General features: G+C 46.9%; 25 protein-coding genes. 16 read left to right on the top strand and 9 right to left on the bottom strand.

From position 1 onward, the window contains the following. Window positions 1-82 precede the first annotated feature (82 nt). Both truC and VV1_RS08765 read right to left on the bottom strand, forming a co-directional pair. Entirely contained in the window at window positions 83-820 is a 738-nt protein-coding gene (truC, locus tag VV1_RS08770) for a tRNA pseudouridine(65) synthase TruC (protein ID WP_011079758.1), read from the bottom strand. Then, window positions 820-1,134 carry a YqcC family protein gene (locus VV1_RS08765; protein WP_011079757.1) on the bottom strand — a complete coding sequence of 105 codons (315 nt, stop codon included), beginning with the start codon at window positions 1,132-1,134 and terminating at the stop codon, window positions 820-822. The genes truC and VV1_RS08765 overlap by 1 nt, the downstream gene beginning before the upstream one ends. A 79-nt stretch (window positions 1,135-1,213) precedes the next feature. Between VV1_RS08765 and VV1_RS08760 the strand changes: the two genes are divergently transcribed. Beyond that, a complete protein-coding gene (locus VV1_RS08760) occupies window positions 1,214-2,251 on the top strand; it encodes a DUF3549 family protein (RefSeq protein WP_011079756.1) in 1,038 nt (345 codons plus the stop codon). Window positions 2,252-2,254: 3 nt separating this feature from the next. Further along, window positions 2,255-2,554 (top strand): DUF3301 domain-containing protein, encoded by a 300-nt coding sequence (locus VV1_RS08755; RefSeq protein ID WP_017420206.1) that lies wholly within the window; start codon window positions 2,255-2,257, stop codon window positions 2,552-2,554. Here VV1_RS08755 and VV1_RS08750 read toward each other — a convergent pair. Then, entirely contained in the window at window positions 2,514-3,017 is a 504-nt protein-coding gene (locus VV1_RS08750; protein ID WP_011079755.1) for a GNAT family N-acetyltransferase, read from the bottom strand. The two genes, VV1_RS08755 and VV1_RS08750, sit on opposite strands and share 41 nt — an antisense overlap. Window positions 3,018-3,851: 834 nt before the next feature. Between VV1_RS08750 and VV1_RS08740 the strand changes: the two genes are divergently transcribed. The 7 genes from VV1_RS08740 (at window position 3,852) to VV1_RS08710 (ending at window position 9,945) form a co-directional block, all read left to right on the top strand. Then, a complete protein-coding gene (locus VV1_RS08740) occupies window positions 3,852-4,145 on the top strand; it encodes a hypothetical protein (RefSeq protein WP_011079754.1) in 294 nt (97 codons plus the stop codon). Further along, window positions 4,142-4,591, top strand: coding sequence for a YaiI/YqxD family protein (locus VV1_RS08735; RefSeq protein ID WP_011079753.1), 450 nt, complete (start codon window positions 4,142-4,144; stop codon window positions 4,589-4,591). Before VV1_RS08740 ends, VV1_RS08735 begins: the two co-directional genes overlap by 4 nt. A gap of 196 nt (window positions 4,592-4,787) precedes the next feature. After that, window positions 4,788-5,777: a ketoacyl-ACP synthase III gene (locus VV1_RS08730; protein ID WP_011079752.1), complete on the top strand. Its 990-nt coding sequence runs from the start codon at window positions 4,788-4,790 to the stop codon at window positions 5,775-5,777. After that, window positions 5,774-6,760: an NAD-dependent epimerase/dehydratase family protein gene (locus VV1_RS08725; RefSeq protein ID WP_011079751.1), complete on the top strand. Its 987-nt coding sequence runs from the start codon at window positions 5,774-5,776 to the stop codon at window positions 6,758-6,760. The genes VV1_RS08730 and VV1_RS08725 overlap by 4 nt, the downstream gene beginning before the upstream one ends. Then, window positions 6,729-7,592 carry an MBL fold metallo-hydrolase gene (locus tag VV1_RS08720; RefSeq protein ID WP_011079750.1) on the top strand — a complete coding sequence of 288 codons (864 nt, stop codon included), beginning with the start codon at window positions 6,729-6,731 and terminating at the stop codon, window positions 7,590-7,592. Before VV1_RS08725 ends, VV1_RS08720 begins: the two co-directional genes overlap by 32 nt. Beyond that, window positions 7,580-8,848: a F390 synthetase-related protein gene (locus VV1_RS08715; RefSeq protein WP_011079749.1), complete on the top strand. Its 1,269-nt coding sequence runs from the start codon at window positions 7,580-7,582 to the stop codon at window positions 8,846-8,848. Before VV1_RS08720 ends, VV1_RS08715 begins: the two co-directional genes overlap by 13 nt. Continuing rightward, window positions 8,836-9,945, top strand: coding sequence for an ATP-grasp domain-containing protein (locus VV1_RS08710; RefSeq protein WP_011079748.1), 1,110 nt, complete (start codon window positions 8,836-8,838; stop codon window positions 9,943-9,945). The genes VV1_RS08715 and VV1_RS08710 overlap by 13 nt, the downstream gene beginning before the upstream one ends. A gap of 163 nt (window positions 9,946-10,108) precedes the next feature. On the opposite strand, the gene VV1_RS08705 is transcribed toward VV1_RS08710, so the two are convergent. The 3 genes from VV1_RS08705 to VV1_RS08700 form a co-directional block, all read right to left on the bottom strand. Further along, window positions 10,109-11,695, bottom strand: coding sequence for an AbgT family transporter (locus VV1_RS08705; protein ID WP_011079747.1), 1,587 nt, complete (start codon window positions 11,693-11,695; stop codon window positions 10,109-10,111). Between the two features lie 274 nt (window positions 11,696-11,969). Beyond that, window positions 11,970-12,095, bottom strand: a complete 126-nt coding sequence (gene ykgO, locus VV1_RS23135) for a type B 50S ribosomal protein L36 (protein WP_011150971.1) — start codon at window positions 12,093-12,095, stop codon at window positions 11,970-11,972. Between the two features lie 3 nt (window positions 12,096-12,098). After that, window positions 12,099-12,359 (bottom strand): type B 50S ribosomal protein L31, encoded by a 261-nt coding sequence (locus tag VV1_RS08700; protein ID WP_011079746.1) that lies wholly within the window; start codon window positions 12,357-12,359, stop codon window positions 12,099-12,101. Between the two features lie 120 nt (window positions 12,360-12,479). Here VV1_RS08700 and tsaA point away from each other — a divergent pair, with 120 nt between their 5' ends. The 5 genes from tsaA to VV1_RS08675 all read left to right on the top strand — a co-directional run bounded on the left by tsaA (window position 12,480) and on the right by VV1_RS08675 (window position 16,292). Further along, window positions 12,480-13,175 (top strand): tRNA (N6-threonylcarbamoyladenosine(37)-N6)-methyltransferase TrmO, encoded by a 696-nt coding sequence (tsaA, locus tag VV1_RS08695; RefSeq protein ID WP_011079745.1) that lies wholly within the window; start codon window positions 12,480-12,482, stop codon window positions 13,173-13,175. Window positions 13,176-13,266: 91 nt separating this feature from the next. After that, complete coding sequence (locus VV1_RS08690; protein ID WP_011079744.1) at window positions 13,267-14,982, top strand: proline--tRNA ligase; 1,716 nt, start codon at window positions 13,267-13,269, stop codon at window positions 14,980-14,982. Window positions 14,983-15,104: 122 nt separating this feature from the next. Beyond that, complete coding sequence (locus tag VV1_RS08685) at window positions 15,105-15,773, top strand: tellurite resistance TerB family protein (RefSeq protein WP_011079743.1); 669 nt, start codon at window positions 15,105-15,107, stop codon at window positions 15,771-15,773. A 120-nt stretch (window positions 15,774-15,893) separates the two neighbouring features. Continuing rightward, window positions 15,894-16,097 carry a YaeP family protein gene (locus VV1_RS08680; RefSeq protein ID WP_011079742.1) on the top strand — a complete coding sequence of 68 codons (204 nt, stop codon included), beginning with the start codon at window positions 15,894-15,896 and terminating at the stop codon, window positions 16,095-16,097. Between the two features lie 3 nt (window positions 16,098-16,100). Then, complete coding sequence (locus VV1_RS08675) at window positions 16,101-16,292, top strand: DUF4250 domain-containing protein (RefSeq protein ID WP_011079741.1); 192 nt, start codon at window positions 16,101-16,103, stop codon at window positions 16,290-16,292. Between the two features lie 113 nt (window positions 16,293-16,405). On the opposite strand, the gene VV1_RS08670 is transcribed toward VV1_RS08675, so the two are convergent. Beyond that, on the bottom strand, window positions 16,406-17,770 hold the full coding sequence (locus VV1_RS08670; protein ID WP_011079740.1) for a sodium-dependent transporter: 1,365 nt from the start codon (window positions 17,768-17,770) through the stop codon (window positions 16,406-16,408). Between the two features lie 320 nt (window positions 17,771-18,090). On the opposite strand from VV1_RS08670, the gene VV1_RS08665 reads away from it, so the two are divergent. Beyond that, on the top strand, window positions 18,091-20,631 hold the full coding sequence (locus VV1_RS08665) for an Ig-like domain-containing protein (RefSeq protein WP_011079739.1): 2,541 nt from the start codon (window positions 18,091-18,093) through the stop codon (window positions 20,629-20,631). A gap of 57 nt (window positions 20,632-20,688) precedes the next feature. Here VV1_RS08665 and VV1_RS08660 read toward each other — a convergent pair whose 3' ends face one another. Then, window positions 20,689-21,432, bottom strand: coding sequence for a YggN family protein (locus tag VV1_RS08660; protein WP_011079738.1), 744 nt, complete (start codon window positions 21,430-21,432; stop codon window positions 20,689-20,691). 232 nt (window positions 21,433-21,664) lie between these two features. On the opposite strand from VV1_RS08660, the gene VV1_RS08655 reads away from it, so the two are divergent. After that, complete coding sequence (locus VV1_RS08655) at window positions 21,665-23,584, top strand: RecQ family ATP-dependent DNA helicase (RefSeq protein ID WP_011079737.1); 1,920 nt, start codon at window positions 21,665-21,667, stop codon at window positions 23,582-23,584. Window positions 23,585-23,612: 28 nt separating this feature from the next. On the opposite strand, the gene dinB is transcribed toward VV1_RS08655, so the two are convergent. Beyond that, window positions 23,613-24,677 (bottom strand): DNA polymerase IV, encoded by a 1,065-nt coding sequence (gene dinB, locus VV1_RS08650; RefSeq protein WP_011079736.1) that lies wholly within the window; start codon window positions 24,675-24,677, stop codon window positions 23,613-23,615. Window positions 24,678-24,689 lie beyond the last annotated feature (12 nt).

Genomic DNA, 24,689 nt, shown 5'->3' with positions numbered 1-24,689 from the left:
TCATTGGTTTAAAACTGCCTAAATGGCAAAGGGTTGATATGACATCAACCCTTTTTACTGTGATCACCCTAGTATGAGTGCATTAGTGACTTGCGGTAAGCAAAGTGCTCGGCCACTCAAAACGTTCAAACAACTGTTGCCAAACTTTATCAACCTCTGCTCGAATCACCACTTCTTGCTGTGTATACGGATGGACAAATCTGAGTTCAGAGGCGTGCAGCAGCAATCTCGGCGCGTCAAACTCTTCACGGAACAGCTTGTTGTGTTTGCCATCACCATGGGTGGTATCCCCCACGATCGGATGACGAAGATGCGCCATATGGCGACGAAGTTGATGCTTACGACCGGTTTTCGGCTTGAGCTCCATTAACCCATAGCGGGTCGTTGGGAACTTGCTCGTTGAATAAGGTACTTCCACTTTAGCAAGCGGTTTGTAGAGCGTAATCGCGTCTTGCGCTTCCTTCTCTTGCGAAGCAAACTTGTCCGCAATCTTATCCAGTTCAACCTTCAACGCGTAGTCTAGCTCCCCTTCTTCCTCTATCCAGCCACGCACAATCGCATGGTAGGTTTTGCTCATCTCCTGTCCGGCAAACATGGGCATAACCTGAGATGCGACTTCAGAGGACAGTGCAAAAACCAACACCCCGGAGGTTGGACGATCCAGGCGATGAAGCGGAAAAACATGCTGACCAATTTGATCACGCAATGTCTGCATTACAAACTGCGTTTCATGTTTATCCAACCAACTGCGATGCACAAGCATGCCCGCCGGTTTATTCACGGCCACAAAATATTCATCCTGATACACAATCTCCAGCATTACTGGCTTACCTCATCAATCGTACGCAAAATACTCAACAACGTTTGTGTATCACGCTGTTCTTTCCAAGCTTCTTCAAAATAAGGGGTGAGCAGAAACCCCTTAGGCAGTGACGCCCCTTGTGCCATCATCTGCTGTATGCGAGCGATGAAGATCCACTGCAACCATTGTTGCGGCGCTAACGTGTCGACCGCAAAAGGCATTTCGCTTTGCAACAATGCAGGCTCTGGGGGTATTTCATCCCACCAGCCTAAACGTTTCAGCTCCAGCTCAAGTTGTCGCAATAATCCCGTCAAAGTTGAGGTGTTTGTCATTAATCTTTACATTCCGAACCTTGAATTAGCCGCGAATGATACCATTTATTGAAGAAATAAAGTTAGGACAACATGCTTCATGGATACCATACACACTCTCAGTCAACTCCTTACCGCCAGCGACTGCCAATACGCCATTTATGATTTGGGCCGCCGTATCAATCCAATCAGCCAAACGCAATTTGCCGAGATAGAAAAAGGCTCAGCGCCTTATCCTTACCCTCTGCAACGGAAAGCCAATTTGGCGATTGTGTATTGGAATGAGCAAAAGCAACCATGGATTTGGTTTTTGAAATTTGAACTCGACGAGCGTGGTCTATTGAAGCAAGCAGACATCGGCAACTTCATTAAATTTGTCGTAGAAGCGATGGGAACGCGTTTATCGCAAGAAATGAGTGAAGAACAGCAACAGAAGTTGGCGAACAATCCTTATACGTTTAAGCCTTCTGAAGACAAAATGGCGGTATTTCATAGCTTGGTGCGCGCGCAATTGCAGTTACCGACCAGCCAATACTACGAACACGCCCAAATCTATTTCCAAGGGAAATTGGGTTGGGAAAACTGGCAAACCGTTGGCTTGCAGGGCATTACCGACATCTGTGCTCGATTGGATCAAGAGCAAAATGGCGTGCTAATACGCAAGGCACTGGCGCACCTTCCTTCAACCCCATTGTATGCTCTGCTTGGTGCGTTAGAGCATGTCACCTTGCCTGAAAAGCTAACAGCCCGCTTAATCGAGCTCACTGAAGGTGAAATCGCCAAGCCACACCCTGATCTGTTTTTGCTCTCTGCGCTGATTCGTGCGCTGTCAGGCGCAGAGCAAGCACAAGTGAAACCCCTGCTGAACACACTGCTCGCCAGTCCTAGATTGAGCCATCAGGAAGTGTTGATTGGTATTGCCGGTCGCGCTTGGCATTGGTTGGCTGAAACGGAGGTCGCACAGCTCTTTTTGGTTCGTTTGGCACAAACGGGTAATCAAAACCTGTTCAACCAGCTGTTTGCCGACTTAGTGATGCTTCCACAGCTCAGAATGGTGCTATTGCCTCTGCTGCACTCCAGCCCATCACCAGAGCTGGCCAATGCACTTTTAAATCTACAACAGGCTACAAAAGGATAAACCATGGTCGGTGATTTGTTTGCCATCTTAGGATTGTGTTTCTTCTGTTTTCTCTTTTGGCAACAACGTCGCCAATCGGAACTGGCCAAGGCTGCGATAGCACGCAAATGCGACCAACTGGAGTTACAACTCATTAGTGTTGCGTTTGGCGGGCACAAATTAAAAACGCCAGAGGGAAGCTGGCGTTGGCATACTGTTTATTTATTTGAGTTTTCAGCGCTCGGTGACGACTGCTATCAAGGGCAACTGATGATGACAGGATTCAGGCCGCTGAACTTTTTCCTGCCACCTCATCGGATGTAAAACGCATTGTCACGAGCGCATTGCACTGACTAAGCTGGGAAACATCATAAAAGCCCAGCTTGGTGAGTACTTTGATTGCAGCGATGTTCTGAGGTTTGATGTGTGCCGTTAAGCTCTCCAACTGCAATTCATGCATCGCTTTGGGCACAAACGCCTTCAATGTTTCGCTGGCGATCCCTTTCCCCCAGTACGATTTATCAAACATGAACTCCAGTTCAGGTTGACTATCTAAATGCGCGATATAGACATGCCCCATGTATTCGCGATTGTAGTTATCCAATACAGCTCTGGCATGGATCGTTTTATCATTCAATACTTTATCAAACAGAAGCTTGGCATTGGCAACCGTGTATGGACCATTGAGCTGCGCACGATTCTTCGCGCAGCAATTTAGCATCACGAATTCGAGCTTTAATGATTCATTGTAAGGAAGGAGTAATGTCCTTCGAGTTACTATGGTCACATTCTATCCTTGATATGGCGGTACCGATTTAGCGCGTTGCAAATCCGTTACGCCCAATTGAGAAGCCGAAAAATTAAACCAACTTGAACAAAGAGTTATTGATCCAGATTGTTTTTTAACGTTGTTTATAAAATACTTATATCGATCTGACGGTAGAGAGTGTGAAGAGATGACGATAAGAAAAGCCCCGACACTTTCGTATCGGGGCTATAGTCTTACTCGCAGCAGTCCGGCTACTAATAATGCTCCCTGCATCATCCATAATAGTGGCTGAATCCTTCAGCTATTCCTTACTTCGCCGTCCTAGCGGTGTCCTAATCTTCCTGACAGCTAACTATCCCCGTTAGCGCACATCACTTGTTCCTTGAGCGGTGTCCCTGGTATCGTCCTGATACTGTCCTGACCTCCATCCTCGAGGTGTCCATTGTCGTTCCTTCGTCACCAACATCCTATTAGTGATTGCTTCCTACAATGTCCTTCGCTCCTTGCTTGATTCCTCATCCTGAGCAACCAAATCGTCTTCCTGACGATAACCAAATCCTTGGCGTTTCCTGTTCCGTGTCAGCATCCTTCCGACAGGGTTTAATTTACTCTTTTTCTTGAACGGAGCAATCCACCGGCAAAGAAAAACGCTTATGCAAACCATTACATCGCATTAACATTCCTTATTAATCATTAGGTTAGGTTCTTTTGATAACCATTCCTCTTACGATAAATTAGCTTTCTCGCACAAGCTGTGTAAGAGATCTCTCACACGCAATTACCGAAATTGCTATTCGCCAAAAACCTTAGTGCCACGTATCATGATAAACATATCGTTATCAGGAAGAAAAAATGTTAACTCAAGATGTCACCAAAGAGCTGGAAGCGGTGCTTGAACAGCTTCAGCAGCAAGGAAAAGAGCCGTCTGTCGCGCTCGTGAAGGCACGATTAAAAACATCGGTCCCCATGCCTGCGATCATTGCCGCGATCAAAAGCTGGAAGAGCGCCCAGCGCGTACCGAAGATCGAAGTGGCAAGTCAAACCAATCAAGATGCGGAACGCATTGCCCAACTCGAAGCGACCGTCCTGAAGCTGGCAGCTCGTATCGATGCATTAGAAGCACAACTAAAAGAGAAAAACCAATGAAGATATGGGTTGATGCCGACGCCTGTCCAAAAGTGATTCGAGAAACCATTGTCCGCGCAGCAGAGCGAACCGGTGTCGAATGCACCTTTGTCGCTAATCACGTTGTACCAGTACCAAGAAGGCCCAACATCCACAGTTTGCAAGTGCCTGCCGGCTTCGACATTGCGGATAACGAGATCGTCAAACGTGTGGAACCAAACGATTTGGTGATTACTTCTGATATTCCGCTCGCCGATGAAGTGATCACCAAAGGCGCACTCGCCTTAAGTTCACGTGGTGAGTTGTATACTAAAGACACCATTAAAGCGCGCCTTAACATTCGTGACTTTATGGAAACCATGCGCTCAAGTGGAATCCAGACTGGCGGCCCTGCGGCTCTCTCGCAAACCGAACGCCGCGAATTTGCCAATCATTTGGATCGCATTTTGGCCAAATTTAAGAAATAAAGCTCTCACCTTTTAAATTGAGCCAGTTGATCAACATCTGGCTCACTAGTGAATATTTTGTACCCAGCCTTGCATACAAAGCGTGTTATCGCTCCCATTCGCATTCTCTCACTTACCTTTTTCACCCTCTTGATATAGATCCAATATGCAACTTGAATTATTTTGAACGGCGTTTTTAATGACTTTGTAGAAAATAATGGGCTTTAATATCCTTTCCAGTGGAAGCTATCTGCCAGTCAATCAGTGGTCAGATCGGGAGATGGATCGCTTCCTAAAATTACCCTCAGGAACTTGTCGAAACAAATTCGACGTTGAGTATCGTCATGTAGCCGACACGAAAGAAACCGCTGTATATATGGCAATGCAAGCGATAACGCAATGTCTCGCTAACACACATTCGCTAAGTTCTGTTAACCTCCTTATTTATGCCAGTGGCACACATCATCAGTCTTTACCTTATGATGCATCGGCAGTCTTAGCGGCATTAGACGCCCCGACATCGCTAGAAAGTTTTGATTTAAACAGTACGTGTTTGTCTTTTCTCTCCGCTCTCAATCTTGCTCAGAACCTTTTTTTAGCAAAACGCTACCAACGTATTCTTATTGTCACCAGTGAGCTCGCTACGGGCATCACATTGAATCGCAGCTTCACACTCAAACCTGAAGTTGCAACCTTATTCGCCGACGGTGCAGCAGCGTTTTTACTAGAGCAAACAGAGAATGAAGGGCTGCTCACGAGCCACTTTGAAACGCATCACGCTGGGTATTCATTCTGTCAAATAAAGGGGGGAGGCAGTCATATCAACCCGCATACTTCAGAGCATCAAGCCTATTTGAAAAACTGCCAATTTGAAATGGAAGGCAAAGCACTGTTTAAACATGTGCGCAAAACTTTGCCTGCGTTTCTTGAAAAAGGCTTTTGCTCCTCTCCAGTTACCCTTCGCGATATTGACTACTTTCTTCCACACCAAGCGAGTGCTCACGGTTTAAAGAAATTACCCTCACTCGTTGGTTTACCGAAAGAGAAAATCGTTAATCACTTTTCCACCTTGGGTAACCAAGTCGCTGCGTCATTGCCGATAAACTTGCACTGGCTACGCAACCAACCAGGCACACAAGGGAAACATGTTTTATTGGCGGGCACTGCTGCTGGGCTCTCGTTGGGGATGGGAGTCCTTAAACTATGAAAATATTAGTCACAGGTGGCAGTGGTATGCTGGGTAGTGCGATTCTACGGATGTTTCACCAGCAACATGAACTGCACTTTACTGCGCGAAATACTGTCATCGCAAAACAACTCACCGACCAATTCAATGTCACACCGCATTTACTCAATTTAGAGGATAAATCAGCGGTTTATGATGTATGCCAAGGTATTGATGGGATCATCCATTGCGCTGCGCTCTCAAGCCCTTGGGGAAAGTGGGAAGCGTTTTATCAATCCAATGTAGACACCACAAAAAACCTCATCAGCGCAGCGAATGCCCATCAGGTATCACGTTTTATCCATATTTCCTCCACCAGCGTCTATTTTGACTACAAAGACAGGTGGAATATTCGAGAAACAGACGATATTGCTTCGCGTTGGTGTAATGATTACGCGCACACAAAATACTTGTCTGAACTTGAAGCCATACAGGGACAAAGCAAAACGATCATTTTAAGACCTCGTGGTATTTTCGGTCCTAACGATCGCGCGATTATCCCTAGGGTACTTAAAGCGATAAAAAACGACACACTACTTCTGCCATCCGGGCGAAATCCGGTTGTTGATCTGACTTATGTCGATAATGTAGCCCATGCTGCCATGCTTGCTTGTACTCAAGCGGAACAACTTCAACATGGTGACATATTCAATATATCCAACAACGAGCCAATGCCTATTGAGACCGTGCTAAGAGCTTTGTGTGAAGCATTGAACATAAACGTTAAATTAATATCACTCCCATACCGCTTAGTGTTGCCGTTATTAAAACTCAGTGAGCAAATACGGATGCGCTTACCGTACCAACCGGAGCCAAAGCTCACTTCATACAGCGCAGGGTTATTTAACTACCACCAAACTCTAGATATCAGTAAGGCGCAGAAAAAGCTGAATTACCAACCGCTTTTTTCAGTTCAAGAAGGAATCCAACAGTATGCAGACTGGTCTAAAAATAAAAATCTTTGAGGCTGGGCACTGCGTACACCCTAGTTTTGTCGTCAAACCCGGCTCTGGGTTAAAGCCAAGATCGTTTCCAGCGGCTGTCGCGTTAATTCAACACCCAACTAAAGGTAACATTCTGTTTGATACTGGGTATCACGAGCATTTTTTCCGTGCCACTCGTCCCTTCCCTGAACGCTTTTATGCTTGGACAACACCATGTCACTATCAAAAAGAGCGCGGAATTGTGGCCCAGTTAGCAAAAGAAAAAATCGGACCTCATGAGATTGAGCACTTGGTCCTTTCTCACTTCCATGCCGACCACATCGCTGCCGTGTCTGAGTTTGCGCACTCCCAATTACATTGCCAACAAAAAGGAGTGGACGCCCTAACTAAGAGTGGTCGAGTGGGAGGCGTTAGAAAAGGATACCTAAAAGCGCTACTCCCTCAACAACTCGAATCCAACTTGGTCATGCACCGTGATTTTTCCATCCCCATTGGTGAAATCCTTCCCCATTGCCAAGGCGTTGATCTGCTTTGTAAAGATATGTTCAACGACGGCTTAATTTACATGGTGAGTTTACCCGGACATGCTGCTGGTCAAGTAGGGCTTTTAGTGAAGAGAGAGCAAGGTTGGCTGTTCTTGTTAGCTGATGCCTGTTGGTTAATCGAGAACTTGAGTGAAAACATCGATCAACATTGGCTCGCGAACCTGCTTTGCGATGATACCCAAGCCTACAAGCAAACACTCTCTGAGTTGAGAAATTGCTACCAGCATACCCATCATTTTGTGCGCTTTGTGCCTTCTCATTGCCAAGCGACAATCCAACAGTTAATTACAGAAGGATGGATAATGTGAGAACGCTTCTCTCTGAGTTTTGGCGTACGCGCTACCGCCCTTTTAGCTCAAGAACACATGTTGAAAAGTGGCAACAAAAACAGGTAACACAACATCTGGATTGGGTGTGTCGCCATTCTCCTTATTATCATTCATTTCAAGGAGCGTCACTCCGTGATTTCCCAATCATGAATAAGCAAACCATGATGGAAAATCTCTCTGAGTTAAACACAAAAGGTTTGGATGCAAACTCATTAATGCAACAAGCATTAGAGGCAGAAAAATCACGCAATTTCGCAGCGTCAAAAGTTGGCAATGTAACTGTTGGACTGTCTTCAGGCACCTCTGGTATGCGCGGATTGTTTCTCGCGGATAAACAAGAGACACAACTCTGGGCAGGTAATATTTTGGGTCGCCTCTTACCCAGCTTGTGGGGAAAACATCGAATAGCTCTTGCCCTGCGAGCCAACAGCCCGCTATATAAATCCGTAGCAAAAGGTCCCATTACGTTCTTTTATGCTGATTTAAACAAACCTTACCAAGAGTGGATAAAGGAACTAGATGAGTTTCAACCCACGCTTTTGGTTGGTAGCGCTCAAGCCCTTCAACTCTGTGCTCAATTCAGTGGTCAATTTGGTCAGCCAGCGATCCAGCCGAAACGGATCATTTCTGGAGCAGAGGTGCTAACCGAGATCGATCGTCACTATATTTCTCAAAAATTCGATAGTGAATTGCATGAAGTCTATCAATGTACTGAAGGTTTTCTTGCGTGCACTGACCAACAAGGACAAATGCGATGGAATCAAGATATTGTCTATATTGAAAAACATTGGCTAAACGCTGAACGCACTCATTACAGCCCTATCATCACTGATTTTCGTCGTAAAACTCAGCCAATTATTCGCTACCAGCTTGACGATATCATTGAGAGCAAACAGGACAACGGTGTATTTGAACCGCTCGGAGCTATTGCCGGGCGATGTGGCGACTGCCTAAAATTGAACGCAAGCCAAGTAGCCGTGTCGGTGCTACCTGATCTTATTTACCGATCCATCACTTTAGAAATTCAAGATCGCGTCGATTACCGAATCACCCAAACCGGAGCTCAGGCTATTCAAATAGAAGCGGATGTTCACCATCACCCGGCCATTTACCGAGCCCTAGTAAAACTGTTTGATCAACTAAGGCTTGATCCCGTCACATTCAATTATCGCCCTGCTCCGATTTGGACTCCGATGAACAAACAACGACGAGTGGTGAACACATGCGGATTTTAATCACTGGCGCCCGGGCACCCGTCGCATTAGAGTGGGCAGCGATGTGTATAAAGCATGGACACGATGTCATTCTCACTGATTCATTAGCACAACCTCTGGGGGCGTTTTTACGAGGCATTGAGCATTACGTAAAAACGGCTTCACCTCGATTCTCCTTTCCTACTTACCAGCAACAGATCCTCAATTTACTCACTCAGCAACGCATTGATATGGTGATACCGACTTGTGAAGAAGTGTTCTATTTGGCACACATTGCCCAACAGTGTCCGAGAGTCCATTTTTTTCTACCCAATTCGACATTACTGCGCTCACTGCACAACAAGTTTACCGTCTTTGACCAACTTCGAAATTTACCTGAGATTTCCCTACCCAAAACTCGTTTGGTTACTGATAAACATGACATCAAGATTAACGCAGACTCAGTACTCAAACCGGTTTACTCTCGATTCGGCGGTGAAGTAATACGAGATATTACCCGTCAGTCTATTTCCACTCTCACGATGTCGACTCAACATCCTTGGGTACAGCAAGAAAAAATCCATGGAGCACCTATTTGCAACTACGCGATTTTTGAACATGGTCAAATGAGAGCACACCAAGCTTATCTGCCCAAAAACTGTGTAAATGGCTCTGCCGCCAGTGCATTTCAACCGATAGTTGATGATCGATTAGAGGCATTTATGACGGCTTTTGGACATCGGCATCACTATCATGGTCAAGTTTCATTTGATTTTATCCAGACAAACGATGAGCTATATATAATCGAGTGTAACCCAAGAGCCACTAGTGGTTTACACCTACTCTCACCTCAATGCACTCACTTGTTTCCCGAACTTGCGTTCTCTTTTCCTACAAAACCGCAGTTACACCATTTAGGAGCGGTTTCGCTCATCGCACGAGGCGGATTATCCTTTTTTAAAGCAAACACTTGGCAAGATTGGCTATCAGGCGTCAACGTAATGCGGCAACACGACTTACCGATCAGGTATCAAATGTTGAGCGTTTTTGAGCTACTTCAAATCGCAAGGAAGAACAAAGTGAAATTTGCTGCGGCTTCGACCGTTGATATAGAGTGGAATGGTGAAGAAATTCCTTGATAATGCCTTTCCATAGAAACAGCTAATCAAGTGCTGAAATTGTTTCACCGGTTCAAAATAAGAAGTGAGACAAACTCTTTGTATCCTTTTGCAGAGTTATAAATAGACAGAAGCCTGCGATATTCGCAGGCTTCTGTTTCGAGTCGAGATGTCGAGTTAAGGCTTATGGCGTGTAGTACGTTGCCGCGCCTGGGCCCACTGGCAAACCAAACACAAATACCCATACGTAGAACAACAAGCTCCAACCCACCATAAAGACGATAGAGTACGGCAGCATCACAGAGATCAGTGTACCGATACCCATGTTCTTCATGTAGTGAGTGGCAACCGCGAGGATCAGACCGAAGTAGCTCATCATCGGCGTGATGATGTTCGTCACGGAATCACCGATACGGTATGCCGCTTGAATCGTTTCAGGTGCATAACCCACCAGCATCAACATTGGAACAAAGATCGGTGCGGTGACCGCCCACTGAGCAGAGGCAGAACCAATCATCAAGTTGATGAAGCCACACATAAGGATGAAGGCAAAGAACAGCATCGGGCCAGTAAGACCAATGGTCTGTAGGAAATCGGCACCCGCCACCGCGAAAACTTGACCGAAGTTAGTCCACTTAAAGAAAGCAACAAACTGAGCAGCAAAGAACACCAACACAATGTACATACCCATTGAAGACATGGATTTTGACATCGCATCAATCACATCGCGGTCATTCTTCATCGTGCCAACGACTTTACCGTAAACAAAGCCAGGGATAGCGAAGAAGACAAAGATAAACGCCACAATACTCTTAAGGAATGGTGAACCCGCTACCGTACCTGCGTCAGAGCGCAACACACCGTCAGCTGGAACAATCGTCCAAGCAAGTAATGCCGATACCACTAATACCGCAACACCCGCCAGTTTCAGACCTTTTTTCTCAACGTCAGTGAGACTGCCCATCTTATCGTTTGAGAGATCTTCTGCAGCTTCCTCAACGTTGTATTTGCCCAGTTTAGGCTCAACGACTTTTTCGGTGACAAAAGCACCCAAGAATGAAATAACAAACGTCGACGCGAACATGAAGTACCAGTTCACTTCAGGACCAACCGTGTATGTAGGGTCGATCATTTTTGCTGCCGTTTCAGTAATACCTGAAAGCAGTGGATCCACCGTACCGATCAACAGGTTTGCCGAGTAACCACCAGACACACCCGCAAACGCAGCAGCCAAGCCCGCAAGAGGGTGACGACCGAGTGAGTGGAACAACATCGCCGCAAGCGGAATCAGAACCACATAACCAAGCTCAGATGCAGTGTTCGAAATGATACCTGCAAAGACCACAGTGACGGTCACCATGCGCTTAGACGCACCCATCACCATGCCACGCATGGCCGCAGAAAGTAGACCTGAGTGTTCTGCAATTGCAACACCCAACATGGCCACCAGTACTGTGCCTAAAGGAGCAAAGCCGACAAAGTTTTTAACGAGATTGGTCACGATCAGCTCTAGTCCGTCTGCGTTAAGTAAGCTCACAACGTGAATCATACCGTCAGCAGCGCGGCCTTTGGCACCCTCAGGGCGAGGGTCGACAACGGAGACTTCAAAATAGCCCGCGATGCCAGAAGAAATTAAGATTGCCAAACAGAAGATGGCGAAAAGTGTGATTGGGTGGGGTAACAAGTTCCCCAAATATTCAACCGTGTCTAGAAAGCGCGTAAAGAGCGGTTTCTTAGGTGAAGTTTGCTTAATCGAAGCAGATGAACTCATCTGTTCCCTCCTTGTAGTTTTTCCTGTGCATTTGTGACAAAAATGTCAAAAGCCTGGGCAGGTTACTCGACAAGAGAGGGAAAACGAAATTACAAATGTTACAAAACTTTTCCGATAGCGATATTATTAACCAATTAATGCTTAAAACATGGCCTTATAAACCAGTTTATTGATATTAACTGGAATTATAAATAAGCAAACAAACCAACACTACACGATGTAAATAACCATTCAATTCTGAAGGCTATTCCAGTCAATGTCGCGCACCGTCGTTTTATTTTTGTACTGCTTTAAAACGTGGATTACTTTTGCAAATAACGTATAAACGACCACGTCGTCTGACGATCTGGCAATCTGGATGACGCGCTTTTGCGCTCTTCAGTGACTTAAGTACTTTCATTTCTTAACCTTCTCTCGAACCAAACTGAGCAAAACGACGATTGAAGTTCGCCACGCGACCCTCTTTTTGCACCACTCTTTGCTTACCGGTGTAAAACGGATGTGATTCCGAGGAGACTTCAATGGTGAAGTAAGGGTAGGTTTGGCCATCTTCCCATTCTATGGTGCGGTCAGTTTGCAAGGTCGAACCAACCACAAAATAGTGATCGACACTGGTGTCGTGGAACACGACTTTGCGATATTCAGGATGGATTCCTGGTTTCATTTTTCTCTCTCCAATAATTGTTATGTTATAACATATTAATTAATAATTATTATCAACAAGAAATGCAAGAGAAAACTGTGATATTTTTCAGTCCATCTGTTGTTTTTTATTTGACTCACTATGCACTCCATTGATCCTATTGGCTTTATTGAGAGCCCCTATAAAGAGAAATTCGCGGTCCCCAGACAACCTCGCTTAGTCCCTGCTGCGAGAGCACGGGTAAAACTGGTTGGCAGTGCCAACACGCCCGAGTCAGTAAGAGGTTTGGCGCAATTTTCCCACGTTTGGTTGCTGTTTTTGTTTGATCAAAACTTGGCCGCCGGTTGGAAACCCACCGTTCGCCCACCTCGCCTAGGTGGCAATGAGCGCATGGGTGTATTTGCCACCCGTTCAACGTTTCGCCCCAACGGCATTGGCATGTCAGCGGTGGAAATGAAAGGGATAACTAAACAAGGCGATCAGGTCTATCTCGATCTTGGCAGTGTGGATTTGGTGGACGGGACCCCAATCATTGATATCAAACCTTACATCCCCTATTCCGACGCGATTCTCGATGCCGTCGGTGGCTACGCAGAGTCAGAACCCGAGCGCTCACTCGTGATCTTCTCCAGTGAAGCGGATGCGCTATTGGCGACACGACCTAATGGAACGCTAGAGAAACAGGTCATTGAGCAAGTTTTGGCACAAGATCCTCGCCCTGCCTATAAGAAAAACAAACCGGATGAGAAAGAATATGCGGTAAATTTGTTCGATTTGAACGTCAAATTCATTATCCAAGATAAGATAGTGACGGTTAGCCGCATCGAACGCTTTTGACAATCACAAATGGCTGATATCATAGTCAGCTTAATTTTGTTCCCTCACTTTTGAGGGGTTATTCAAACCATGATGAAACGGATACCATAGAATGCGTACCAGTAAATATCTTCTTTCTACTCTGAAGGAGACTCCAAACGACGCAGAAGTAGTGAGCCATCAGCTCATGCTACGTGCAGGTATGATCCGTAAGCTGGCTTCAGGTCTTTACACCTGGCTGCCTACCGGTCTACGTGTACTGCGTAAAGTCGAAAACATCGTTCGTCAAGAGATCGACAATGCAGGTGCAATTGAAACCTTGATGCCCGTTGTGCAGCCGTTTGAACTATGGGAAGAGACTGGCCGCTCTGAAAAAATGGGCCCGGAACTTCTTCGCTTTACTGACCGCCATGTTCGTCCGTTTGTACTCAGCCCAACAGCAGAAGAAGTAATCACTGCGCTTGTACGAAACGAAGTGAGCTCGTACAAACAGCTACCGATCAACTTATACCAAATCCAAACCAAATTCCGCGATGAGCGTCGTCCACGTTTTGGTGTGATGCGTGCACGTGAATTTTGCATGATGGATGCGTATAGCTTCGATATCGACAAAGCTGGTCTGGAAAAATCTTACCAAGCGATGCACGATGCTTACTGTAAAGCATTCGACCGCATGGGTCTTGAGTACCGTCCAGTACTCGCAGACTCAGGTGCAATCGGTGGTAACGGCTCTCAAGAGTTCCACGTACTGGCTGAAAGTGGTGAAGACCTCATCGCCTTCTCAACTGAATCCGATTACGCCGCCAACATCGAGAAAGCAGAAGCCGTTGCTCCTGCGGTTGAGCGTGCAGCGCCAACTCAAGAGATGACGCTAGTGGATACGCCAAACGCTAAAACCATCGCTGAACTGGTTGAACAGCACGGTATCGCAATCGAGAAAACCGTTAAAACGCTATTCGTTAAAGCGTCGGACGCAATTGAAGCGCCTATCGTTGCACTGATCATCCGTGGTGATCACGAACTCAACGAAATCAAGGCAGAAAACCTTGCTGAAGTGGCAACGCCTTTAGAGATGGCAACAGAAGAAGAGATGCGTGAACTGATTGGCGCAGGTGCAGGTTCTCTTGGCCCTGTTGGCCTTAAACTACCATTCATCGTTGACCGCTCGGTTGCTGTTATGAGCGATTTCGGTGCGGGCGCAAACATCGATGGCAAACACTACTTCGGTATCAACTGGGGTCGTGATGTAGAGCTTGGCCAAGTTGCTGACCTACGTAACGTCGTCGAAGGCGATCCAAGCCCATGTGGAAAAGGCACATTGATGCTGAAACGTGGTATCGAAGTGGGTCACATTTTCCAACTCGGTAATGTGTACTCTGAAGCGATGAACTGTGGCGTTCTCGATTCCAACGGTAAAAACGTGATCCTAGAGATGGGCTGTTACGGTATCGGTGTTTCTCGTGTGGTTGCTGCGGCTATCGAACAAAACAACGACAAATACGGCATCATTTGGCCAGACGCACTTGCGCCTTTCCAAGTGGCTATCGTACCAATGAACATGCACAAATCTGAGCGCGTTCAAGAAGCTGCAGAGAAACTATACGCAGAGCTGACAGCGATGGGTATCGAAGTGCTGTTCGATGACCGTAAAGAGCGCCCAGGCGTCATGTTCTCTGATATGGAACTGATCGGTATCCCTCACACTATCGTGATTGGCGATCGCAGCATGGACGAAGGTCACTTTGAGTATAAGAACCGTCGTTCTGGTGAAAAAACACCTGTCGCGATGGCGGATATCGTTGAGCACATCAAAGCGCAACTGAAATAACACCTAGCTCTGTGTTATAACAACAGTTAAAAGGGATTGGTCAAGGCCAATCCCTTTTCTATTAATCTTTGGGTCAGATTTCTCCCGTTATGCTTGCCTTATGTTTAGGCAGGAGAGGCGTCATGGATCTAAAAAGTCTTCTCAATCAAGCCCTCAACTCTGATCTTTTAAAACAAGGTTCAGAGGCATTGAACAAACAGACCCAAAATCTCAAAAACAACACCAACGCCAGTCAACTCAAAACACTCGGTGCTGGCGCATTGGGTGGCGGCCTCATCGGCATGCTGATGGGTTCAAAAAAAAGCGGAAAGATGGCCAAGAAGCTTGGCAAGAATGCACTCAAAATTGGTGGCGCCGCAGCCTTAGGTGCGTTGGCTTATAAGGTTTACAACGACTGGCAAGGAACTCAACCAAACACTGGCGTGGCGGAAGCTTACGACCCACAAGATAATCACCACTCAGTGCTGATCATCAAAGCGATGATAGCGATGGCCAAAGCAGATGGTCATATTGACCAGCAGGAAATGGCCCAGATTGAGCAAGCACTCAGTGAGATGAACGCCGATGAACAGGTGCGACAACTCGTTCAACAAGAGCTGCAAAAACCACTCGACCCAACCGACATTGCCAAGTTAGCGACATCACCACAGCAAGCAAGTGAAATTTACCTTGCCTCGCTGATCATCGCAGACGAACAAAGCTTTATGGAAAAAGCGTATTTGCAAGAACTTGCGAAGCAGCTGCAACTGGCCCCTGAAGTCATCGAACAACTTGAACAGCAATTGCGTTGATGAATCTTTGCTCAGAGGGGTAATTAACTTGCGCCAAAACAACTCTGAGCTTTGAGTTTCAAAACCACACTGTGTATATTTGAGAGCAGTTATCATTTGTTTAAGTTCAAGGAAAACGCCATGCAAGTATACGGCTGTTGTGAGTTAGTTCGTGAGCTTTATGCTCAAATTGGTAGTGGTGATCAAGGGTACATTCCACAGGCAATCTCGTGTGCAGTCAAAGCGCTGAATGATATTGCCGCAGATGAATCACTACCTAAAGAAACACGTGAGAAAGCCGCTTTTGCCGCCGCCAACTTGCTCATTTCAGATTTTGAGGACTGATTGATGAACTTGGCAAACTTTGCATCCATGGATCCGATCATGTTGATGAGCATCGTCAACATGAAGCTACGTGACGATTTTGCCGGTGACCTCGATAAACTCGTGCGTTATTTCGATATTGATCGTGCGGCATTAGAAGCCAAATTGGCCACCGCGGGTTTTGAGTTTTTGCCCGATGCTGGGCAGTTTCGATAGGTTCTAGCCTCTAGATCCTAGATCCTAGATCCTAGATCCTAGATCCTAGATCCTATTAACGTAAAAAGCTTGATGCCACCGCATCAAGCTTTTTTATCTACTGCTCTCTGGCTTTAACCAAAGGAAGCCCAAATCACTGTAGCCACCAGCACAGGACAAACGAACTTCACATACGAAGGCCAAACTTTGCCAAACCAACCCAAGGTGAACTCAGGGTTGCCCTGCTCAAGCTCTTTGATTTTGCTGTGACGACTCCACACCCAACCACCAAACAAGCAGAATAGCAGCGCGGCCGTTGGTTGCAGATATTGTGTCGCGATGGTTGCCACCAGCCCAAACAGCGCACCGAAGTTGTACACAATCACCACACTGAACAGGGCAATTAGCCCCCCCAAGACCCAGCTCGTGGTGCTGCGTTTGGTATTAAAACGTTCACCCACAAGCGCCACAGGGCACTCCAGCATGGAGATGGAAGAAGTGAGTGCGGCAATCGTCAGCAGCAAGAAAAACACCACGGCAAATATCTGACCGAGAAGCCCCAAGCTATCAAACATCAGTGGTAGCACGGTAAACACCAGCGTATCTGAGCTCAGTAAAGAGCCATCTTCCGCATAGATTTGCACCCCTTTTTGCATCGCAACAAACATCGCGGGAAGCACAACCAAACCGGCAATAAAGGCCACGGCAGTATCCACCAATGTGACATTCATGGCCATCTTCGGTAAGTTCTCTTTTTTGCTGAGGTACGAACCGTAGATCAGCATTGAACAGCCACCAATGGTTAACGAGAAAAAACCTTGCCCCATTGCTGCCAGAATCAGTTTTCTATCCCACACCTTATCGAAATCAGGCACTAAATAGTGTTTTAGCCCTTCCATCGCGCCATTTTGCGTCATGATATAGATAAACAGCACAGCAAAGAGCACAAACAGAGCTGGCATTAAGCGGGTTGACCACTTTTCAATGCCTTGTTTCACGCCACCTTGAACGATCAAAATAGTGAGCACATAAAAAGTCATCGTACCGAAAAGGTTGCGCTCAACACTGAACCCTTTAAACCATGCCGTCGCCGCTTCCATGCCGAGTAGGTCTGTGATTGCCCCCAGCATAAAACAGATGATCCAACCGCCAACAATCGAATAAAACGCCAACACGGCACTTGGCACACTCAGGCCAATCCAACCAACCAGCCCACCGACTTTTTTACCAACAGGGTGACTGGTGAGTGCGCGCATACTGTCGACAGGGTTTGCTTGCCCATGACGACCAATCGCCATCTCCACCACAAGCATTGGAAAAGCAACGATCAAAATCATCACTAAATAAACTAAAAGGAAAGCACCGCCACCATTTGAGGCGGCTTGTGTCGGGAAACCCCAAATATTCCCTAAGCCAACAGCCGCACCCGCTGCCGCTAGAATAAAGCCTAATCGAGAACCAAAATGTTCCCTCGGTTGAGAAGTTGTTTGCTGTGACATACGACCTAACTGCACTTGTGAACTAGTTAGCTAGTACAATACAGAAACATGTTTGGCATAACAATCTTCAACTGGTCAATAACTCGACACTTAACGAAAATATCAGACAATCACATCGTAAAATTTGGCATACACACCAGCTTTCCTTTTCATAAAACACCTTGAAGTGCGCCGAAAAATTCATGTCGAGTGCTGTTACATCAGTGAACTGTACGTGATATCGAGGGAGTAAATATCATTTAATCAGCAATTTAGCCTGCAAAACGCTCCAACTTGGCTACTTATTACTCTTGAGATGTTTTTTATTAATGGAGAGAAAAATGAGAGTCACTTTGTTATCAAGCGCGCTGATCAGTGCGCTTGGCGTCAGCTATCAAGCGCAGGCTTATAACTGCCAAAGCCTAGCGACATGGAATAGCAGCGAGATCTACACATCCGGTAGTCAAGTTCAAAAAGAGAACCAAGCATTCGAAGCCGCCTACTGGACTCAAGGCAATGATCCCATCACGAACTCTGGCCCTTGGGAGGCATGGAAATCTCTTGGGCAATGTGACAACGGCGGAGGTAATCTACCACCAAGCATCACCTTCTCTTCTCCAACCAATAATGCAGAAATTCCTGAAGGCGCAGTCATCACGTTGTTGGCGAATGCCAGCGATGAAGATGGCCAAGTTAGCCAAGTCGAGTTTCTTGCAGGAACACAATTGATTGCGGTGGTCACACAAGCACCATTTGAAACCCCATGGACAGCGGTGAAAGGTACCTCTCAATTAACGGCCATTGCCACGGACAATGAAGGGGCAACCCAGTCCACCAACGTTAATATCAGCGTGTTACCCCAAGGAGAGCTTGCGCCACCAACGGTTTCTCTGACCAGCCCAACCGGAAGTGAAACACTGAGCGATAAAGACAGCTTAATCGTGAGCGCTCAAGCGGCAGACAGCGATGGCATCGTGACGCAAGTGGAGTTTTTCATCGATAATCAATCGGTCTTTGTGGATACCAATGCGCCTTACGAGTACCTCTGGAATGCGGTTGCGGGCACCCATACATTCAAAGCACAAGCGACCGATGATGCCAATTTAACCACCATGAGCCAAAACGTCTCATTGGTTGTCAGTGGCAGCCATTCTGGCGGCTGCGCGGATGCAGTTCCTTATCTTGCTGGCACACGCTACGAAGCGGGTACGTTGGTCTCCAATCTCAATCAAAAATACCGTTGCGATGTCGCAGGCTGGTGTTCTTCTGATGCCGCTTGGGCTTACGAGCCTGGGGTAGGCCAATACTGGCAAGATGCTTGGAGTGGATTGGGCGCGTGCTCAACCCCACCGCAAATTACCATTACCTCCCCCAATGACGGTGCGGTGGTGCTCGCAGGCAGTAGCCTAACCCTCAGCGCCGATGCCAGTGACGCAGACGGCAGCGTCACCCAAGTCGAGTTTTTCGCGAATAACTCGAGCTTAGGTGTGGTGACTCAGCCTCCCTACGCACAGACTTGGAGTGCAACTTTCGTTGGAGCCAATCAGCTAAAAGCGATCGCAACCGACAACGACAATAACGTGAGTGAGTCGGTGGTCAATGTCACGGTCAGTGATCAAGCGCTTGTCGTCACGCTCACTTCACCAACGGCTGGCCAAACGGTTGGTTTGGGTAAAAACGTGACCCTAAGTGCCGACGTGACCTCCCTCACTTCCGCGATTAAGCAAGTCGACTTTGTCGTCAACGGCAGTGTGATTGCAACCGACAATAGCGCTCCGTACTCTGTTTCTTGGACACCAGCGGCGATCGGTAACTTTACCGTCAGTGCTCAAGCGGTCGATTTAGCGGGTAATCAAGCGCTCTCGGAAGCGGCGGCAATCAAGGTGGTTGAGCAGTCGGAAAAACGCCACAAACTGATTGGCTACTGGCACAACTTTGTGAATGGGGCTGGCTGTCCGATACGTCTCGCTGACATGTCAAACGCATGGGATGTGATTGATATTGCCTTTGCAGAAAACGATCGCAACAGCAATGGCACGGTCCACTTCAACCTTTACTCAGGGGATATTTACAGCAGTTGTGCGCCGCTTGATCCGCTCCAGTTCAAACAAGATATGGCGGCACTGCAGGCGCAAGGTAAAAAGTTTGTACTTTCCCTTGGCGGAGCAGAAGGCACCATTACTCTGAATACCGATCAAGATGAAGCGAATTTTGTTTCTAGCTTAACCGAACTGATCAATGAATGGGGATTTGATGGACTCGATGTGGATCTTGAAAGCGGCTCAAACCTTGTTCACGGTTCGCAAATTCAGGCGCGATTGGGCAGGGCCCTACTGCAAATTGAACAAAATATCGGTGGTGACATGTACCTCACCATGGCACCAGAACATCCTTACGTTCAAGGCGGTATGGTGGCCTACAGCGGAATTTGGGGAGCCTACATTCCGGTCATTAATGCTACTCGCAGCACACTCGACTTACTTCATGTTCAGCTCTACAACAATGGTGGATTACCCAACCCTTACCTACCGGGCGCCGCTCCTGAAGGCTCTGTCGATATGATGGTTGCGCAATCTAAGATGTTGATTGAAGGGTTTGAACTCGCCGATGGTACTCGTTTTGAGCCGCTTCGCGACGACCAGGTGGCCATTGGCCTTCCTTCAGGGCCAAGCTCAGCTAACTCTGGCCAAGCGCCGACTCAAAATATCCTAGATGCACTAGATTGTTTAACATTAGGCACAAAATGTTCCACGGTGAAACCGGCGTTCAACTACCCGAATTTTGGTGGCGTGATGACTTGGTCAATCAATTGGGATAAGCATGATGGTTTCAATTTCTCCAAACCTGTGGGAGATAAATTAACGCAAATGAATGCCCGCTAAACACAAGCGTCTGTAAAACCAGAGAGCACCTCGAAGGGTGCTCTCTTTGTTGCAAAATTAGATGGTAAATACCTGATAGTTCTTCAACTCTGGAATCTTCTTCAGCAAATCTTGCTCTTGTACGGCCATATCGTCTAACGAGTCACAAAAATCCTGAGTTTGTTGTTCAATTTCTTTGCTGTGCTGCTGCAAACGCTCTTGCACTTTCTGCTTCAACTCGGTCATGCTTTCCGACATAGCAGACAGATTCAAACCGCCTTCTTGCTTCATTTTGCTCGACATCGCGTCAAACGCACTGCTGATAAACTCTTTGTTGAAGATCTCTTGCGCTCGTTGGAAGTCATCCTGCCAAGACTCCGTCATAGAAGCAAAGCTATCTGCAGGTAAAATCAAATCACCATCTTTGTAATACCGAGATTCAACATCGGTAAAAAAGTCTTTTACCGCCGTTTTCACGTTATCAAATGCGTCGGGTGCATCAAGGCTAACGGCAATATCATCAATGATGTCGTTCGCCAGCGCTAAGCTCTCTTCCGCCACTTGTTTCGCTCTAGGCAGATAAGCATTAAGGTTTTCGCGATACTCTTCAATGGCCGCTTGTTGATCACCGTTGAGCTCGATTTTCTCACCATGGATGTAAAGATTGTTGCTTGCATCCACCACAGCTTTGTCGCCGTTGGTTTGATGAATTTCCAAGACTTCACCATCTAGGCGAACTTCATTTTTGATATCGACACGACACTGCGCTGCATGAACCGAAGTGGTCACAACCAGTGGAAGAAAGATGGCCAGCTTTTTCATGACTTTCCCTTAATTGTTTTTTGCCGAACTATAACAGTTGGTGATGTGTATTTTGTCAGTAAATTGTCACAACTCTTGTCCCATTATTAGCCTCTATCCACACGACCAAATTACCGTCCTTGGGCGTAGAGACGCGAAACATCATACTTTTTCACCCCATCTTGAAGGTGAGAAAAACGCACTTTCTCGGTATGATAGCACTCTGATTTCCCTAGCAAGAGCCATCCCAACGATGCAACATGACATTCGCGATACGTTACACCATATCTTTGGTTTTGAGGCATTACGCCAAGGCCAACAGCAAGTCGTCGATGCGGTACTGACTGGCCATTCTGCGGCCGCCATTTTCCCAACTGGCTCTGGTAAATCTCTTTGTTATCAATTACCCGCTTTGCACCTCCCCCACTTAACTCTGGTGGTCTCACCGCTCATTGCCTTAATGAAAGATCAGTTGGCTTTTCTGCATAGCAAAGGTATTGCTGCAGCAGCCATCGAATCTGGCCAAAGCAAAGAACAAACACAGGCGATTATGCAAGCGGTTAATGCCGGGGAAATAAAAATACTGATGATCTCTGTCGAGCGCCTCAAGAACGAACGTTTCCGACAGTTCATCGCCCAAGTACCGATCTCATTACTGGTAGTGGATGAAGCACACTGTATTTCAGAGTGGGGGCATAATTTCCGCCCGGATTACCTCAAACTTCCGAGCTATCAAGCGACATTAAACATTCCACAAGTTCTGCTGCTGACCGCCACTGCAACAGAAAATGTGATAGCAGACATGCAACGCAAATTTGCCATCAAAAAGGACAATGTTGTTGTCACCGGGTTTTATCGCGCCAATCTTGATCTCCACGTGACCCCTTGTCGCAATGAAGACAAAGCAGACGCACTGCTGAAAATAGTACAACAGGCCCCTAACGCCCCAACCATTGTCTATGTCACGTTGCAACATACCGCAAGTCAAGTTGCTACCCTACTGCAAGACGAAGGCATACGCGCTTCAGCCTATCATGCCGGATTGGATAACGAGTTGCGTAGCACGATACAAACACAGTTTATGCAAGGCCAACTGGACTGTATTGTCGCAACCATCGCTTTTGGAATGGGGGTAGATAAAGCCGATATTCGCCGAGTAATCCATTTCGACTTACCCAAATCGATTGAAAACTACGCCCAAGAAATCGGTCGAGCCGGTCGAGATGGCCAGAAGTCCGATTGCATCGTCTTGGCCAATCAAAGCGGGTTAAGCACACTGGAAAATTTCATTTATGGCGATACGCCTGAACGAGATGACATCAGCTCGGTGATCCAACAAATACAAGCCTCTGGTGAACGATGGGAGGTGATCATCGCCCGCCTTTCTAACGATACCAACATTCGCCAACTGCCGCTAAAGACACTATTGGTATACCTTGAAATGGCTGGTCTCATCGAGCCCATGTACGCCTATTTTGCTGAGTATCGTTTCAAGTTTCTTCGTCCTGCCAGTGAAATTGTGCAGCGCTTTCAGGGTGAACGAGGCGCCTTTTTGCAGGCTGTTTTTGATTGTTCTCCACAAGCAAGGGTCTGGTGTCAAACCGATTTCGAGGCCCTTTGGCATCGCTATCATGCCGAACGGTCACGTTGTGTGGCTGCGTTAGATTACCTTCATCAACAAGGCTGGATAGAACTGGAAAGTAAGCAAATGACGGACGTGTTTGCGGTAAAGCCGATTGAGTATTCCGCAGAAGATCTCACCGAGCAGATTTATCAACTCTTCAAAAACAAAGAGCAAAGTGATGTCGAACGGATCCATCATATGCTCCACTTTTTTGAATCAGGTGAGTGCCTCAGTCATAAGCTCGCGCACTACTTTTCCGATCATAACGCACCACAGCAATGTGGCCACTGCTCAGCATGCCGAGGCCAGCAAGCCACCCTTCCCAAAGAAATGCTGACGGACATTCCTCAGCAAGCGCTTGATGAATGGATTGCTCAGTTGCAGAGTCAAACCTCACAGCCGCTGAGTGCAGAGCTCATCACGCGTTTCCTTTGTGGGATCAGCACACCTAAGCTCACTCAACTAAAAGCGAAAAAGTTGAAGGGATTTGCGCAGTTGGAACGCGCACCTTATGGAGAAGTACTCGCGCGTGTCAGTAAACGAAGCTAATCAGACCTAGGGAAACAACCCAAAGCGATTAGAGCAAGCTGAGTTGCCGCGCTTGCTCTTCTGGCTTAAGCATCACACTGAGCCCTAGTAAGCGAATTTCACGCCCCTTTTGACGTTGAAGAATGTCCTGCAACAACTCGCGGAAATAGGCCAGTTCGAGCTCATGGTGAACATGCTCTATCGTCGTCAATTGAAAGTCGGCGAATTTCATTTTGATCCCTTGCTTAATGATCGCTTTTTCAGGATTGGCTTTTTCTAAACGAATGGCCAGCTCGGGAAACAATTTCTCTTCGATCACTTGCCAACACTGTTCATAGGTCACAATATTTTGCGTAAAAGTGCGCTCGACTCCGACTGATTTACGTTCTCGCTCGACGATCACCTCTCGCTCATCAATACCATGGCTGCGCTGCCATAGCGACGCCCCTAAGCGACCAAATTGCTTGAGTAGCTGACGATAATCGCTGTTTTTCACATCTTGGCAAACGTACAAGCCCGCTTGGTTCAACTTCTCTAAACTCACTTTGCCAACCCCAGGGATTTTTTGTAAAGGCAAAGTATCAATCACACTCTGAACTTGCTCTGGTGGAATCACAAACTGGCCATTCGGTTTGTTCATGTCCGAGGCCACTTTGGCGAGAAATTTAATCGGAGCAACGCCTGCCGACGCCGTGAGTTGTAGCTCATTCCAAATGTCACGGCGAATCGCTTCAGCAATTAAGGTTGCCGAACCATGACATTGTGTGGAATCCGTTACATCTAAATACGCTTCATCAAGCGAGAGTGGCTCAATCAAATGAGTGTAACGTGAGAAGATACTGCGAATGTGCGTTGAAACCTCTTTGTATACCTGCATTCGCCCAGGCACAACCAGCAAACTAGGACACAATTTCAGCGCTTGTGCCGTTGGCATCGCACTTCTCACGCCAAACTTACGCGCTTCATAATTACAGGTACTGATGACCCCACGCTGCTTTTCGTGCCCTCCAACCGCCAGAGGCCGGCTGCGGAAATTTGGGTTATCACGCATCTCTACTGCGGCATAGAAGCAGTCCATATCTATATGGATGATTTTTCGCATTTGCGTAGACATACAACAACACAA

The sequence above is a fragment of the Vibrio vulnificus CMCP6 genome (assembly GCF_000039765.1).
In the GTDB taxonomy this organism is placed as follows: domain Bacteria; phylum Pseudomonadota; class Gammaproteobacteria; order Enterobacterales; family Vibrionaceae; genus Vibrio; species Vibrio vulnificus_B.
The sequence above is the reverse complement of the archived record's forward strand: the minus strand, read 5'-3'. Positions and strand labels throughout refer to the sequence as shown.

Coding starts and splice junctions, on each gene's coding strand:
- truC (WP_011079758.1), bottom strand. CDS start 820: ATGCTGGAGATTGTGTATCAGGATGAATATTTTGTGGCCGTGAATAAA.
- VV1_RS08765 (WP_011079757.1), bottom strand. CDS start 1,134: ATGACAAACACCTCAACTTTGACGGGATTATTGCGACAACTTGAGCTG.
- VV1_RS08760 (WP_011079756.1), top strand. CDS start 1,214: ATGGATACCATACACACTCTCAGTCAACTCCTTACCGCCAGCGACTGC.
- VV1_RS08755 (WP_017420206.1), top strand. CDS start 2,255: ATGGTCGGTGATTTGTTTGCCATCTTAGGATTGTGTTTCTTCTGTTTT.
- VV1_RS08740 (WP_011079754.1), top strand. CDS start 3,852: ATGTTAACTCAAGATGTCACCAAAGAGCTGGAAGCGGTGCTTGAACAG.
- VV1_RS08735 (WP_011079753.1), top strand. CDS start 4,142: ATGAAGATATGGGTTGATGCCGACGCCTGTCCAAAAGTGATTCGAGAA.
- VV1_RS08730 (WP_011079752.1), top strand. CDS start 4,788: ATGGGCTTTAATATCCTTTCCAGTGGAAGCTATCTGCCAGTCAATCAG.
- VV1_RS08725 (WP_011079751.1), top strand. CDS start 5,774: ATGAAAATATTAGTCACAGGTGGCAGTGGTATGCTGGGTAGTGCGATT.
- VV1_RS08720 (WP_011079750.1), top strand. CDS start 6,729: ATGCAGACTGGTCTAAAAATAAAAATCTTTGAGGCTGGGCACTGCGTA.
- VV1_RS08715 (WP_011079749.1), top strand. CDS start 7,580: ATGGATAATGTGAGAACGCTTCTCTCTGAGTTTTGGCGTACGCGCTAC.
- VV1_RS08710 (WP_011079748.1), top strand. CDS start 8,836: ATGCGGATTTTAATCACTGGCGCCCGGGCACCCGTCGCATTAGAGTGG.
- VV1_RS08705 (WP_011079747.1), bottom strand. CDS start 11,695: ATGAGTTCATCTGCTTCGATTAAGCAAACTTCACCTAAGAAACCGCTC.
- ykgO (WP_011150971.1), bottom strand. CDS start 12,095: ATGAAAGTACTTAAGTCACTGAAGAGCGCAAAAGCGCGTCATCCAGAT.
- VV1_RS08700 (WP_011079746.1), bottom strand. CDS start 12,359: ATGAAACCAGGAATCCATCCTGAATATCGCAAAGTCGTGTTCCACGAC.
- tsaA (WP_011079745.1), top strand. CDS start 12,480: ATGCACTCCATTGATCCTATTGGCTTTATTGAGAGCCCCTATAAAGAG.
- VV1_RS08690 (WP_011079744.1), top strand. CDS start 13,267: ATGCGTACCAGTAAATATCTTCTTTCTACTCTGAAGGAGACTCCAAAC.
- VV1_RS08685 (WP_011079743.1), top strand. CDS start 15,105: ATGGATCTAAAAAGTCTTCTCAATCAAGCCCTCAACTCTGATCTTTTA.
- VV1_RS08680 (WP_011079742.1), top strand. CDS start 15,894: ATGCAAGTATACGGCTGTTGTGAGTTAGTTCGTGAGCTTTATGCTCAA.
- VV1_RS08675 (WP_011079741.1), top strand. CDS start 16,101: ATGAACTTGGCAAACTTTGCATCCATGGATCCGATCATGTTGATGAGC.
- VV1_RS08670 (WP_011079740.1), bottom strand. CDS start 17,770: ATGTCACAGCAAACAACTTCTCAACCGAGGGAACATTTTGGTTCTCGA.
- VV1_RS08665 (WP_011079739.1), top strand. CDS start 18,091: ATGAGAGTCACTTTGTTATCAAGCGCGCTGATCAGTGCGCTTGGCGTC.
- VV1_RS08660 (WP_011079738.1), bottom strand. CDS start 21,432: ATGAAAAAGCTGGCCATCTTTCTTCCACTGGTTGTGACCACTTCGGTT.
- VV1_RS08655 (WP_011079737.1), top strand. CDS start 21,665: ATGCAACATGACATTCGCGATACGTTACACCATATCTTTGGTTTTGAG.
- dinB (WP_011079736.1), bottom strand. CDS start 24,677: ATGTCTACGCAAATGCGAAAAATCATCCATATAGATATGGACTGCTTC.